14 protein-coding genes are annotated in these 14,617 nt (G+C 41.1%); 10 read left to right on the top strand and 4 right to left on the bottom strand.

Annotated elements, in window-relative coordinates:
• Window positions 1–87 precede the first annotated feature (87 nt).
• From PaeCFBP13512_RS13550 to PaeCFBP13512_RS13535, 4 genes are all read left to right on the top strand, one after another.
• The gene (locus tag PaeCFBP13512_RS13550) at window positions 88–1,053 is read left to right on the top strand and encodes a metallophosphoesterase (protein WP_441343330.1); all 966 of its coding nucleotides are present in this window, start codon (window positions 88–90) and stop codon (window positions 1,051–1,053) included.
• Window positions 1,054–1,192: 139 nt separating this feature from the next.
• Complete coding sequence (locus tag PaeCFBP13512_RS13545; protein ID WP_069326248.1) at window positions 1,193–1,936, top strand: metallophosphoesterase family protein; 744 nt, start codon at window positions 1,193–1,195, stop codon at window positions 1,934–1,936.
• Window positions 1,937–1,953: 17 nt separating this feature from the next.
• Window positions 1,954–2,595: a GNAT family N-acetyltransferase gene (locus tag PaeCFBP13512_RS13540; protein WP_069326249.1), complete on the top strand. Its 642-nt coding sequence runs from the start codon at window positions 1,954–1,956 to the stop codon at window positions 2,593–2,595.
• Entirely contained in the window at window positions 2,592–3,527 is a 936-nt protein-coding gene (locus tag PaeCFBP13512_RS13535) for a DMT family transporter (protein WP_137223735.1), read from the top strand. The genes PaeCFBP13512_RS13540 and PaeCFBP13512_RS13535 overlap by 4 nt, the downstream gene beginning before the upstream one ends.
• A 349-nt stretch (window positions 3,528–3,876) precedes the next feature.
• Here the strand turns inward: PaeCFBP13512_RS13535 and PaeCFBP13512_RS13530 are convergent, their stop codons facing one another.
• Window positions 3,877–4,686 carry a histidinol-phosphatase gene (locus PaeCFBP13512_RS13530; RefSeq protein ID WP_069326251.1) on the bottom strand — a complete coding sequence of 270 codons (810 nt, stop codon included), beginning with the start codon at window positions 4,684–4,686 and terminating at the stop codon, window positions 3,877–3,879.
• An 82-nt stretch (window positions 4,687–4,768) separates the two neighbouring features.
• Window positions 4,769–5,671 (bottom strand): LysR family transcriptional regulator, encoded by a 903-nt coding sequence (locus tag PaeCFBP13512_RS13525; protein WP_069326252.1) that lies wholly within the window; start codon window positions 5,669–5,671, stop codon window positions 4,769–4,771.
• 409 nt (window positions 5,672–6,080) lie between these two features.
• On the opposite strand from PaeCFBP13512_RS13525, the gene PaeCFBP13512_RS13520 reads away from it, so the two are divergent.
• Complete coding sequence (locus PaeCFBP13512_RS13520; RefSeq protein ID WP_069326253.1) at window positions 6,081–6,539, top strand: chemotaxis protein CheX; 459 nt, start codon at window positions 6,081–6,083, stop codon at window positions 6,537–6,539.
• A 141-nt stretch (window positions 6,540–6,680) separates the two neighbouring features.
• Here PaeCFBP13512_RS13520 and PaeCFBP13512_RS13515 read toward each other — a convergent pair whose 3' ends face one another.
• Window positions 6,681–7,820: a S1C family serine protease gene (locus PaeCFBP13512_RS13515; protein ID WP_137223733.1), complete on the bottom strand. Its 1,140-nt coding sequence runs from the start codon at window positions 7,818–7,820 to the stop codon at window positions 6,681–6,683.
• 12 nt (window positions 7,821–7,832) lie between these two features.
• Window positions 7,833–9,167 carry an FxLYD domain-containing protein gene (locus PaeCFBP13512_RS13510; RefSeq protein WP_137223731.1) on the bottom strand — a complete coding sequence of 445 codons (1,335 nt, stop codon included), beginning with the start codon at window positions 9,165–9,167 and terminating at the stop codon, window positions 7,833–7,835.
• A gap of 379 nt (window positions 9,168–9,546) precedes the next feature.
• On the opposite strand from PaeCFBP13512_RS13510, the gene PaeCFBP13512_RS13505 reads away from it, so the two are divergent.
• The 5 genes from PaeCFBP13512_RS13505 (at window position 9,547) to PaeCFBP13512_RS13485 (ending at window position 14,455) form a co-directional block, all read left to right on the top strand.
• Window positions 9,547–9,951, top strand: coding sequence for a hypothetical protein (locus PaeCFBP13512_RS13505; protein ID WP_137223729.1), 405 nt, complete (start codon window positions 9,547–9,549; stop codon window positions 9,949–9,951).
• 51 nt (window positions 9,952–10,002) lie between these two features.
• Window positions 10,003–10,782 (top strand): SDR family NAD(P)-dependent oxidoreductase, encoded by a 780-nt coding sequence (locus PaeCFBP13512_RS13500; protein ID WP_069326257.1) that lies wholly within the window; start codon window positions 10,003–10,005, stop codon window positions 10,780–10,782.
• A 205-nt stretch (window positions 10,783–10,987) separates the two neighbouring features.
• Window positions 10,988–12,469, top strand: coding sequence for a DEAD/DEAH box helicase (locus PaeCFBP13512_RS13495; RefSeq protein WP_069326258.1), 1,482 nt, complete (start codon window positions 10,988–10,990; stop codon window positions 12,467–12,469).
• 10 nt (window positions 12,470–12,479) lie between these two features.
• Complete coding sequence (locus tag PaeCFBP13512_RS13490; RefSeq protein WP_069326259.1) at window positions 12,480–13,226, top strand: ABC transporter ATP-binding protein; 747 nt, start codon at window positions 12,480–12,482, stop codon at window positions 13,224–13,226.
• A gap of 2 nt (window positions 13,227–13,228) precedes the next feature.
• Window positions 13,229–14,455 carry an ABC transporter permease gene (locus PaeCFBP13512_RS13485; RefSeq protein WP_137223727.1) on the top strand — a complete coding sequence of 409 codons (1,227 nt, stop codon included), beginning with the start codon at window positions 13,229–13,231 and terminating at the stop codon, window positions 14,453–14,455.
• Window positions 14,456–14,617 lie beyond the last annotated feature (162 nt).

Raw genomic sequence — 14,617 nt, 5'->3', positions numbered from 1 at the left:
TTTACATAAGTATTTGATTGTAAAAAGAGTAGTCCACTATCGTAAATTTGACGATAGCTGTTGGATTCGGCACAATAAACATAATATATTCAACCGCCTGAGGGCAGCCGAATCCAAAGGAGGAATTTTAGCCTGAATGCCTATTGCTCTTTATACACATTTTACAATCCGATAAGAATTCCTTTTTATTTTAAGCATAGATATGAAATTACACGTCGGCAATTTCTCAAGCGAGGTACGTTGGTCGTGGCTTCGCTTGGACTAGGAACAGCCGGATACAGCTGGCTAGGAGAACCCAACTGGTTAGATAAAGTCTATATTGATCTGGCATTACCTCAGCTTCCTTCAAGTCTAAATGGAATGAAATTGATTCAATTCAGCGATGTTCATTTAGGGATGGGAAAAGAAGCCGCCGATCTGGAAAAGTTAGCCGATATCATTACGGCGGAGAAACCAGATATGATCTGTTTTACTGGAGATATGGTAGATGATGATCCAAACCCTTTACGTGCAGGAGTAGGAGCGCTTCAGAAAATGTCTGCACCGTTAGGTAAATTTGCAGTTCTCGGTAATCATGATTATTTAAACGATGTACTGCTTGTTTCGGAGATGATGGAACAAGGCGGATTCACCATGTTAACCAACGAAAATATACAGATTAAGCGGCCAGATGGAACGCTTGCTATTATTGGTCTGGATGATCAGTTATTAGGAAAGCCGAATGTGAACAAAGCAACATCAGATCTTGCTGAAGATGCTTGTCGCATTTTATTAATGCATGAACCGGATTATGCAGATAAGATTCCGATTAACTTTGGTTTTCATTTGCAATTATCAGGTCATAGTCACGGCGGGCAGATTCGATTACCGTGGTTCGGCGCTGTGATTACCCCTCGTGGTTCACGTAAATATATTATGGGTTGGTATCAAGCAGGGCCACAGCGTCAGCTACCGCTCTATGTTAATCGGGGCATCGGAACGTCTCAAGTGCCTATTCGATTGATGTGTCGACCGGAATTAACGATATTTACGCTTAGACGAGCAGATCAATAAAAAATAAGCAGTTGCAGTTATATGCCAAGTGCTAAAAGAAAGATATTTTGCAAGCAAAAATCACGATAGATTGAACTACATGATGGATTGAAGTAGAAGAAGTCGCGCTTATCATGCCAAGCGCTAGGAGGAATGAAGGATGGAACGTATTGCTTTGGTGTCTGATATTCATGGTAATTATCCAGCATGGCAGGCGGTATTAGCGGATATTGATCAAAGAGGGATTAAGCGTATTTTTTGTCTTGGTGATCTAGTGGGTAAAGGACCTGATGCTGTCAAAATTACGGATGAAGTTGCGCAACGTTGTGAAGTGATTATTCGTGGCAATTGGGAAGAGCTTGTTGCTCGGATGAGCGGTGATGATGAATTATTTGGCTGGCAAGCTCAGCAATTGGGACCGGAGCGAGTCAAGTATTTGGAAGAATTACCATTTCGCCATGAATTTTTACTAAGTGGACGATGGGTATCGCTAGTTCATGCATCCCCTGAAAATGTATTTCATCGTGTACAACCATGGGATGATCTAGAACGCCGTTTAGGTATGTTTGCACCTGTGGTGAATCCAACGACGCAAGAATCCATTATTCCCGATATCGTAGGCTATGGAGATATCCATAATGCATATATGCAACATCTAGAAGGTCGACTATTATTTAATACAGGGAGTGTAGGGAATCCGTTAGATATACCCGCAGCTTCTTATGCGATTCTAGAAGGGGAATATTTATCGGAAGAGATAGCTCCTTATTCGTTACAATTTGCTCGTGTGCCGTATGATATCGAACAAGCGGTACAAGATGCCCGTGATGCGAATATTCCAGCACTGGATTACTATATCAAAGAACTACGCACCGGCGTATACCGTGCGATGCAGCAAGACTAACCATAGGAGGAATGGCGATGTTGAGTAAACAGGATTTGAAAAAGGGCTTTCCTGATCTGTATACAGATCGACTCAAATTACGCCGTCTAACTGCACAGGATGTGGAGATCTGGTGGGAATGTGCCAGTGATCCACAAGTGATGAAATATTTGTACGGAGCGAAAGAGAGTAAGGAATATCAGTCATTACAGCCAGATCGTCTGGGGCGCAGAGTCGAAGAAGCTTTTCGCAGTCTCAGCTCTATGCATTTTGCAATCACATCCAAAGACGATGGTACTCTATACGGCGTGTGTTCTTTTCAACGATGGGATGAACGGGCAGCACGGGCAGAGATCGGTTTTGCTCTTTGTCGTAGTCATTGGGGAAGAGGATATGCTGCTGAAGCGTCTAGTCGCATGGTTGATTTTGGCTTTGAAGATATGGGTCTATCGCATATTGTGGGACGTTGTCATGCAGATAATGCGCTCTCTCAACGGGTACTTGAGAAAAATGGAATGCGTCCACAACAACCATCTTCTAATGCAGGGATTCAGAGCTACTGGGAAGAGATGGGCATTATGATTTATTCTATCGCTCATACGGAATACTTGTTGCGCAAAGAACGTGCCGCTTCTCATACACACAGTCAGGAAAGAAGCGGAGGCGCTTCCTCTTCATGAACGGACAACAGTGGTTCACCCGTCCGCTTGGTATTTGGAGCAGTTCACTGATCGCTACCATTTTGTGGGGGAGTGCACTGCCTTTTATCAAGTTAAGCTATGCTCATCTGGGGATACAAAGTCATGATATTTTTGCGCAATGGTTATTTGCAGGATATCGCTTTACACTGGCAGGGCTATTGTTGATGGTATTAGCCAAAATCTTAAATCCTAAAGGGCAACCAATTCCCCATATTCCGGCTAAGCGATTAATCAGCCTGTCAATGTTTCAGACATTATTACAATATATTTTTGTATATGCAGCGCTTGGGTTGGGATCAGGCATGACGATGTCGATTATTGCTGGCTCTGTATCGCTATTTCAAATGTTATCGATTCGTTGGATTGATCAGACCGAACGATTATCGATGCGCAAATGGTTCGGGTTGTTGCTAGGATTTACAGGGATTGCGGTCATGGGCTTTGGGCAAAGTGGAGGCAATGTACATTTTGGCTTTGGACTGGGTGAACTGTTGATGTTATTGTCTGCTCTGACAGGAGGCTGGGGGAATGTGCTAGCACGCCGTGAAGCAGGGATTGAACCTGTACTGAGTCTTACCGGTCGTCAGATGTTCTGGGGCGGTCTAGGCTTGGTTGTCATCGGTTCCTTAACAGGACATCCATTTCCTTTCCACTGGGATCTAGCGGCTGTAGGGATGCTTCTATACCTTGTCGTACTCTCTGCTGGAGCATTCGCTCTCTGGAATACAGTGATGAAATACAATAAAGTAGGCAAAGTATCGATGTATCTATTTTTAACGCCATTATTTGGAGTGGTGTTATCGGCTCTCTGGTTAGATGAAAAGTTATCGATCTGGGCGGCGCTTGCTCTAATTTTAGTAGCAAGTGGTATTATATTGGTCAATCGAGAACGTATTGTACATAAAGAGTAAGATTTTGTTATACAACTGCAATCGTGTTGCAACTCAATCTCAATAGAGAAAAGGTAAGATTGTTCTCAAGACCCCCTTTTTGAATATATGATGGACCTGCGTGAGTGCAGGTCTCTTTTTTTGCGCTTTTATATTATTATCCGCCCAATAAAAACAAAAACTAAAGAAATACATAACAAAAACTCCAATCTTTATACTGGATATACTACTTGTACGGCTAAGCGGCATATAGCAAAAGATTGGAGTAAGTTGAAAATCTCTCGGACATGTACAGTCATCATTTAATATCTATACATTCCCTGTTTAAAAAAGATGATCAAAAATGGCTATAAAAATGAATTGAAAATATTTAAAGCGCTACAGCATGACGTTGCTTTTGCTTATAATAAACCCATTCAGTAAAGCCAATCTCACGCAATTTTTGAGCGACTTTATCAATATCATCACCGACACGCTGAGGAATATGCGAATCGGAGCCGAATGAAATATCGACGCCAAAATGATGAGCACGCTCTAGAATTTCATCAACAGGATGCCAGAGTCCACAGACTTTGATCTTCCCGGAGGTATTCACTTCAATCGCTACACCGCATTCGGCAATCACTTGTAATGTACGGTCGATCGCTTGTGGAGCTTCAATTTGAGTAAAGTCAGGATAATTGCTTTTCATTGCATCGATATGTCCAAGAATCTGGAACATGCCACTACGTGCAGATTCAGCGATCATTCGGAAGTATTCTTCTTTGGTCGCAATCTGATCGGCGGAATTCATGCCTTTCCAACGAGAACGATCGAAAATGCTATAACCACTACTATAATGAACCGAACCGATAATGTAATCAAAAGGATACTGAGACAAAATGTCTTGATATAATTTAGCGTAATCAGGGAAATAATCAGATTCGATTCCTAATAACACATCAATTTTGCCTTCGTATTCTTTTTTGAGATCCAATACTTCTTGTACATAATGTTGAAGCTCGCTTTTGCCCATAGCAGTCTGCGGGAAAGCTTGTTCTTTGTCACTGCCGAAAAAAGGGGTATGATCTGAAATTCCGATCACCTGAATATCCGCAGCAATCGCAGCTTCAATATAATCACGGATATCGCCATCCGCATGTCCACAACGATAATGGTGGGTATGAAGATCAAATTTCATAAAAATCGCTCCTTATGCGCTTGGCAGTATAAGCGCAATTTCGTATAGTGAATCAAAAATGATTTTTGCAAAGCAAAATATCTTACTCTGTACTGATAAATTGATCGGCTGGCATGCCTTTGAGATCATCTAGAAATTGACGCATGGCTGAGTTCAAATATCGACCTGATTTATAAATTAGACCTACAGGATGACTTACCTCGAATTCTGGCATTGGAATCATCACCAGTGTACCATGACGCAATTCACTGGTAATCGACTGTCTAGAGATAATCGCGACACCAAGATCAATCTCAACCATCCGTTTTACTTCTTCACTACTAGACAGCTCCATTACAATCTGAGGTTCAATCCCATGTTCTTTGAATACTTCATCTACAAATCGGCGACCTACCGTATCTGGAGATAACATAATAAGAGGTAACTGTTGTAGATCTTGAATATGTGCTTTTTTGGTACGAGCTAAAGGATGCTGTGGAGAAACGACTAACTCAAACATATCATAATACAAAATCGAAGTATTCAAATTCGGATTGCGTTCGATCAGGTAGCTGATACCTACATCAACCAGACCATTTTCCACACTATGATAGACCTGGGAAGAAGACATCGAATGAATCATCGTCTGAATCAGTGGAAATTGATCCTGGAAATATGAAAGCACTCTCGGTAAAATTTGAATTGCAATCGAAGTTGGAGTGCCAAGCGTAATCCGCCCTTGCGGAGTCTCATCCAAGTCGGATAACCGCTGTTTTAATTGTTCAACAATCGCTAACATCTGTTCAGCATGCTCTAAAAAAACAACACCCTGATCGGTTAATGTAACCGGTTGGTTACGATCGACCAGTACCGTTTTGAATTCATCTTCCAGACTTTTGATCTGAGCAGATACCGCAGGTTGAGTCAGATTAAGTAGTTCTCCTGCTTTACGGAAGCTCATTGTCCTCGAAATGGTCAATAAGGTTTCCAATTGACTGATATTCATGAGTTCCTCCTTATGTATGCCAAATTGTTAAATACTTGCCTAACCGATGAAGTATTCAACAATCGATACCTATTTTAAATTATAGGGGATTACACAAAAAGCATCAATGTACTAAGAAATGTTTAAAATCTATTCATATAAAATGTACATAAATCAGTGCTTGCGACCGATAATAGATAAAGACAGTTAAAAAGACCTAAGATCCATAAAAAAAGAGCAACAAATTTACTGGAAAATGTCGATTCATAAGATTATTAGTAGTAGATTTACAAAAATTATTAAAAAATGGAATATACAGCAATGATTCTAGATGATTTGAACTAGGTTATAAGGTATAATATCCATTAACATCATAGGTCAAAAGTTGTATTTAAATATGAACCCAATTGTAAAGGGGAGTAAACGAATTATGAAAGCGGAAGTAATCAATCCATTTTTGGAAGCTGCTCGACTCGTCATTGGACAAGTAGTACAAGTGGCTCCTTCTACAGGAAGCCTTGGTATCAAGGATATGGAACTAGTAGACGGTTATATTTGGATTCAAATCGGAATGACCGGGCAAATGAGTGGTGATATTATGTTCGGAATTGAAGAAGCTGTAGCTTTACGTATGGTTTCAGCAATGATGGGCGGCTTTGTCATTACAGAAATGGATGAGATGAGCCAAAGTGCTATTTCAGAGTTAGGTAATATGATTAGTGGTAATGCAAGTACCATTTTGTCTAATCAAGGCGTTACAGTAGACATTACACCTCCAAAGGTAATGAAGACTAGTGCCATGACTGGATTTGTGTCCACCAAAGCATTAACAATTCCTTTGTTAATGGATGGAATCGGAGAACTCGATATTCAAGTAATGATCTCTTAATCGGGAAGCTATTCAAGTACGATCTCTTATCTTTACAAGAGAATCAAAAAACCTCTTTGACCATAGTCATTATGGTTAAAGAGGTTTTTTGGTATGAGAGTATAAAAAGGTGCAACGACGGATAACATAGGCTATATAGCGTTAAGAGCTCATTTTTTTACCTTCACCACTTAATATTTTCAAAATATCATTCTCATATGCCAAAATATAATGGAGCTTATAAGAACTGTAGACATTACCAGAATCTTTGCGCTCTTCGGCGGTGATCTCTACAGTGACTTTCACCTGTTCTCCGTCTTTGGTGGCAATAATCGAATCAATAGAAACAGCCCCTGTATTGATATATCCTTGCCGAAAATCAGCATAAGATAGATTACTTTGCCAGCGACTGCCGAGTAAAGAGTAGGCAGTTACATAATCTTGCATACTTAGACTTTCATAAAAGTAACTGACTATATACTGCGCTTCATCTTGGACAGAAGGCATCTCATCATCGACATTTTCAGAAGATGCAGAAGTAGTTGGTACATCTTTCATTGGGGTTTTAGACCAGTTTTGTACAGTTTTTTGGATCTCGGCTACTGGAATACTAAATCCAATCGTATTGGATTCACTTGCCATCGCTGAATTAATGCCCAGTACTTCACCGGTGTCTGCATGAATCAGTGGACCTCCGCTATTACCGGGAGCGATAGGTGCAGAGATTTGATACAGATTGGTATACACATAAGGATCGATCGTAAAGTCACGTCCAACTCCGCTAATAATGCCTGTAGTGATCGTATTTTGTAAGCCAAGCGGGCTACCGAGTGCCAGTACATTATCGCCTACATCCGCCGAACCTTTTTGAGCTAGTTTTAAAGGTTCAGTGCCTACCAGTTCTGGTACACGAACCACTGCAATATCCGTATCTGTTCCGATACCAATCACTTTGCCTGTTAGTGTGCGAGCATCTGCTGTTTTGACTTTAACATTCAGTGCCCCTGCCACGACATGCGCATTAGTAATAACATCTCCCTGATCGTTATACAGAAATCCTGATCCTAGTGATCCATCTTCCAATTCAATCATCACTACTTTTTTCTGAGTGTTAAAAATAACATCTTTCAGTGTCGAAGTGCCTGTGTTTGTTTGACTGGCTGTTTGGGCAGTCGTACTCGCTAACAAAGGCTTGTTCGGTAATTGAGTAGGCACTGTACGATTGATATACGAGAAGGAACCTATACCTGCTGCTATAATCACGACACTGGCAATACTGCTAAATATCCATCCTTTATTCATATAGGCTCCTCCTTATTCCAGATACCATGTTATATTATCAATCTGTACAGTTACTTCTTCATACCAATCATATTCATAAGCACTGTAAGATCCGGTTGCACCGGGTTCTAAATCGTAAGGTTCTACTGACGCTGAAGAAGAGAATAGATAATTGCCTGCCGCATCATAACCGGAATAATAGACAGTGATTGAATAGATCGGTTTAGTGGCTACATTTTTAACTTCGCCATAGATTTCAATATCACCGTATTCGTTCAGTTGTGTATCTACATTCAATAATTCTACGCCGGCTGTTCGGTTTTTCAAATCTTCTTCTTCGGCTTGTTGAATCGCTCGTTCAATACGCTGTTTTTCAGCCAGTTCAAAAGCTTCTTTTTCAGAAGTGATACGTTTTTGTAAAGATAACAATTTTTCGTCTTTGCTAGAATATTGTAGCCCTGCTTTGACGGCTGCTGTTGCTTGACTAAAATCGTTCTGTTGGAGAAGTTTTTCAGCATTTTTCATACTGATCGTGATGATTTTGTTAATAATCAGTTGATGTACTTCTTTGGCTTCTTGATTGTTCAGTCGATCCACTTCGTCTAGCTTGTATGCCAGCGCATCAATCGTATCTAATTGATCCAATTCTTTTTTCACTTTAAGGACAGCTAACAAATCTTGATTGCGATTAGCTAGTGTTTTTTCTTGCTCAAATATAGATTCTTTACGAGTATCTAACGCTTTTTGTAAAGTGATTAATGATTTCTCAGCGGGTTCAAGTTGATTTTGTTTAAGATTAGAAGAGACCGTTTCCAATTTAGTATGAATACGATTCGCTGTCTCAATCATAGTCTGATCTTTTGTTAATACAGCATAGGTGGGTCGTAATGTAGTCGCTTGCGTGATTTTGGCAAGAGCTGGTTCATATTGCCCTTTCAATGCCAGCTGACTGGCTTCTTGATGCAATTGAGTGACTTGTACATTGATATCTTGTTGATGTTGATACCACCAAAATAAAGTGCCTGCGATCCCCAGCAAAAGTACAGTCGGTATAATCCATGTAAGATGACGGGCTGGAGAAGTAGACCGATAGGGTGGTGATCCTGATGGTGGTACAGATACAGTCGATGATGCAGGTTCTGCGCGATGAATCGGTTTATTAGCAATAGGAAGAGTAGGTTCGGAATCGGTATGATTTGAAGATTGATCAGAACGAAGTTGATCTAAATAATCGACAGGAGTCTGCTCTTTATCTATCTCCTGCTCACTCGGTACTGTGGATTCGGATTGCGTCTGAAGCTTGGCTCCGCATTGACTGCAAAAAACAGCATGATCCGGCTGATTTGCCCCACAATGATTACAATACATATATAACCCCTCCTCAGCGCTTGGCAGTATAAGCGCAACTTCTTCTAGTACAATCAAAAATGATTTTTGCCAAGCAAAATATCTTACATCCAGCGCTTGGCAGTATAAGCGCGACTTCTTCTAGTACAATCAAAAATGATTTTTGCCAAGCAAAATATCTTACCATCCAGCGCTTGGCAGTATTATCACAACATCTTCTATCACTAAGATAATCGCCAAATAACTGACTAAAATATAACATGTTTTCTTGATGTTTAGGAAATAATTTCCTATAAGTAAATCAATAGATCGTTAGCTGATTTGGCAGTTCAGACGGATCAAAGTATAATGAAAAAGAATTTTGTAAAGTCTTACCATCAAGACATGCAGGAGGAGGAACATGGCAAAGCAAGCGAACAATTCGATACCTGTGCTGATCTACCGTTATCAAGGGCCCAAAAGAAATATAGGATTTCATTTATCCCCTTTTAATAAGGAAGAAAATCAAACAGAGATTTCATTCAAAGATATGTTGTTTATATATAATGAAGATTTTAATTATATTCGTCCGTTATTGGACAAACGATTTCCACTGATACATCCATACACGATGGAAACGATGAATCAATTCGATCCATGTTGGGATAATCCTATTGGTAAAGAAATATGGATGGATATCTTAGCAGAATTGCAACAACAGAATGGAGAAGAGGAAGAACTACAGCTGTTTTTGCAACAATTTCATACATGGATTAGTGAACGGTTACAGTCAGCAGAGGGTATAGAGGTTACTGGTAATTTATAGATTTCGGGTTGGTGATAAAAGGGAGGAATGCAGTATGTTTACTGCGACAATATGGTAAAACTTGCGAATAAAGTTGTTCTTATCACAGGTGCTTCTAGCGGGCTAGGTGCAGGAGTTGCTTCATTATTAGTCGAAAAAGGAGCAATTCCGATTCTGACAGCACGTTCTGAAGATAAGCTTCAGACGTTATCCAGACAATTGAAAGGTGAGCATCAGATTATTCGAATGGATGTTCAGCAAGATGAGGATGTGAAGCGTGTAGTCGCACAAGTCATTAAGCAATACGGTAAGATCGATATTTTGCTTAATAACGCTGGCTACGGACAATTCAAAACGATAGCTGAAATGCCGATCGAAGATTACCAAACGATGATCGATGTCAATTATCTAGGTATTGTACGTTGTACACAAGCGGTGCTTCCTCATATGTTAGCCGCAGGTACAGGACAGATTGTGAATATCGCTTCACTGGCGGGTAAATTCCCGACAGCCAAATCGACCTCGTATACAGCAACTAAGCATGCGGTGTTCGGATTTACCAATGCCTTGCGACAAGAATTAAGAGAAACGAAGATCAAAATTTCGTCTATTAATCCAGGGCCGATTGCGACAGCCTTTTTTGATCGTGCAGATCCTTCAGGGGATTATGTCAAAAATGTGAGCCAATTTATGATGACAACAGATAAAGTTTCTCGGGATATTGTGAAAGTGATGGAAAAGCGCAAAGAAGAACTGGATTTACCACGAATAGCGATTCCTGCTATGCGTATATACGGACTTTTCCCACGATTTATTGATCGGTTAACATATCGTTTGTTTGATCGAAAATAAAGGCATTCCACACTAAAAAGAGTGATCCAGCCGGTTCGCATAGAACCGGTTTTTGGTGCGTTATGATTATATTTGGTGTCCTCTCTGTTTTCGCATATAATAGTAGAGTGTTGTACTCTGTCTGTTTACAATGTTTTAGAATATAAACAAGTGTTGAATAGTTTGTACTTATGAAATGATTCAAGGGCTTGAAAGGATGAAATGTATGGAATCAAATGTGAATTTTCTCGGACTAGGCATCCATGAATGGTTGAATGATGTGCTGGAACGTTATGGAATTACGGAGCCGTCTCCAGTACAAGCGGAGGCTATTCCTCATTTGCTTGAAGGAAAAGATGCTATCGCTCAATCGCAAACAGGTAGTGGTAAAACACTGGCTTATTTGTTACCTGTGTTACAACAGGTCGATCCAGAACGTAAGCAATTACAAGCGATGATCTTAGCGCCTACGCAAGAATTAGCAATGCAGATCGTACGTGAAAGTGAACGTTATGGAGCAGAACATGGCATTATGACACTGGGTCTGATCGGTGGAGCAGCAATGAAGCGCCAGATCGAGAAGCTCAAACGTCATCCGCAAATCGTTGTCGGTACACCTGGACGGATTAGTGAATTGATCAATCTACGTAAGTTAAAAATGCACCTTGTGAACACACTGATTGTCGATGAAGTCGATCAAGTGATTGGACTTGGTGGTGGCGGAGATGTGAAGAAAATTATCCGCAGTACACGCAAAGATCGTCAACTGGTGTTTTTATCCGCTACAGTGAACGAAGAGATTTTGACACTAGCGAATCGTGAAATGAATGACTTGCTCGAAATCGGTATCGAACCAGATACACGTACATCCGCAGGGATTGAACATGTGTATTTTGTAGCTGAAGAACGAGATAAGTTAGAAATTCTACGACGTGTATTACGCCATTACAATTCTCCACGTTCACTGGTATTCGTGAACGATACCAATGATATTGCAGAAGTGGAAGCGAAGCTGAACCATCTGGGTCTATCTGCGCGCGTATTGTATGGAGATGCGAACAAGGTAACTCGTAGTACGGTATTGTCTCAATTTAGAGAAGGCAAAATCAAAGTGCTTGTCGCTTCAGATGTAGCAGCGCGAGGATTGGATATTGAAGGCTTGAATCTGGTCGTTAGTCTTGATCCTGCGTTTGACACTGATCATTATGTACATCGTAGTGGACGTACAGGACGTATGGGTAAACAAGGAGTAGCTGCTTCGATTATTACGGAACGTGAACGGTTTATTATGCGTAAATTTGCCGATGCCCTTCATATTGATCTGCAAGAGCATGTATTAAAAGGTGGAGCTGTACTGACACTGGAGCAACAACAAGAACGTGAAGAATCGTATCGTGCTTCGCGTGCAGAAGCGGCGGCAGCTCGTTCTGTTCGCCCTACGTCTACACCAGCGGTCAAAAAAGAAACCAAATCTGCTGAACCTCGTTCATCGGTGGAATCTCCTGTGACGACAGAATCGAATATGAATAGCAGTACACCAACAGCTCGCCCGGCAGAGCGTTCACCTAAACCGAGAACAGCGCCACCTGCGGCTAAAGTGAATCCGAAAACAGATAAAAAGAAACGCAAACCAAAAGTAGATACCAAAAGTAAAGGTGCACCGAAATGGTTAAAAGAAAAACGGGCTGCATCTCAAGACGAAAAGTGAGGTAACAATAATGGAACAGGTAGCTATACTTAACGTGGATCACCTGAGTGGTGGATACAGTCGTGGTAAGCCTGTCCTGCATGATATCAGCTTTGAAGTCGGTCGCGGTGAGATGATTGGACTGATTGGTCTGAATGGTGCAGGAAAAAGCACAACCATGAAGCATATTTTGGGATTGATGACGCCGCAACAAGGTGAGATTCGGATTCAAGGATCTACACTGGCAAAAGAAACCGAGCAGTACCGTGCTTCTCTTGCTTTTGTACCAGAATCTCCGCAATTGTACGAAGAAATGACGGTGCGTGAACATCTTGAATTTACCGCTCGTGCGTATAATGTGAGCCAAGCGGATTATGAAGAACGTTCCGCTCATTTGATCAAGTTGTTTAATATGGGAGACAAAGAAGATAGTCTGTCGATGCATTTGTCTAAAGGGATGAAGCAGAAAGTCATGATTATGTGTGCTTTTGTAGCGGCTCCGCCATTGTATGTGATTGATGAACCTTTTCTGGGACTTGATCCGCTGGGGATTCGTTCATTACTTGATTTTATGGTACAGACCAAAGAAAGTGGATCATCGATCTTGCTGAGTTCACATATTTTGTCCACCATCGAAAATTATTGTGATCGATTTATTGTGTTGCACAAAGGAAAAGTGATTATTCAAGGGACATTAGAGCAGATTCGTGAGCAGACGGGTCAGCAGAACGTACCACTCGAACAGATTTTCTATGATCTGGTTCAGGATGGACTGTAATTATGAATGATCTGCTCAAGTTACGTCAGCAGAGGCAACAAGCTTTTTGGGGAGAAGTGCTTCCTTATTTACGCTATGTGATGCAAAGCGGACTCGCAATCGTCACTTTTTTTCTGCTCATTGTATTTGCAGCATGGTATACCACGTTTTTGCAAAATGTACCTCAAGGTCTGCCTGTACACTGGATATTACTGATTTTATTTACACCATTAGCGATTTACGGTAGTGTGCGTACGTATATGCGGACAGCAGATATTGTCTTTATGTTGCCACTCGAAGTGCGAATGCGTGAATACTTTGCTCCAGCATGGCGTAGTAGTGTGATTGGGAAAACGATCTGGTTGTTGATTCTAGCACTGGTCGCTTTTCCGTTCTACGTCCGAGCAGACATGAATGCCAAGTCGTTAAGTCTACTTGTGATTGTGCTGATTATTGCCAAATTGCTCGGTAGTTATGGAAGCTGGCAAGAATTGCGTATGAATACAGCGGCTGCTCGTGTTGGTTATCGTCTATTGCGTTATGTGTTGATTATCGGATTACTGGCGGCATTTCTCTGGTTGCCACTAATGACTGCACTGATTGCAGTCGTCGTGATCGCTCTCGTCTATATCGTGCTATTGCGTATTCCTGGCAAAGCATCGGTACCCTGGGAACGATTGATTGCGACTGAAAAAAATCATGCCGCAGGCGTGATGCGTCTACTTGGTTGGTTTGTCGATGTACCGAATGGGGAGCGTAAAGTCAGCCATCGTCGCTGGTTATCTTTTGTCGGGAATCGAGTACCCTGGGTGCCTGCCAAATCATTCCGTTTTCTCGTTTCCAAAACATTAGTGCGCGGAGAATTATTACCGATCTTAATCCGCTTTGTGATTATCGGTGTGGTATTTGTTTTGATCACTCGTGAATCGTGGTTCGGGATTGTTGTCTATCTGCTGTTTATTCTATTAGCAGGTATGCAGATGACCAGTTTGCGTAAGCAACATACCGATACGCTCTGGTTGTCGATCTATCCAATTCCACCTGAATCGCAACGTCTGGAAACGGTGAAATTGATCACACAGACACAAGTATGGATCACGCTTCTACTGTGGTTGCCACTTGCAAGCGCAGGCGATCCGATGCGTATGATTCTTACATTTATCGCAGGCTTAGTAGCTGTCTGGCTTTATCGCCGTTCACTAAATCGCAAATGGCTTAAAGATATTGAAGCTGAAGCCGAATTTGATTAACATTCAGTGCTTGTCACTATAAGCAAGACTTCTTCTGATACAGTAAAAAGTGATTTTTGTCAGAAGAAATATCTTATATCGAACTTTCTTCCACGATTATTAATAATCATCTAATGATATGATTTCTATCTAAAACCTGTTGTTCGATCTGCTACTCTTCAT

The sequence above is a fragment of the Paenibacillus sp. CFBP13512 genome (genome assembly GCF_005233705.1).
GTDB classification, from domain to species: Bacteria; Bacillota; Bacilli; order Paenibacillales; family Paenibacillaceae; genus Saccharibacillus; species Saccharibacillus nuruki.
The sequence above is the reverse complement of the archived record's forward strand: the minus strand, read 5'-3'. Positions and strand labels throughout refer to the sequence as shown.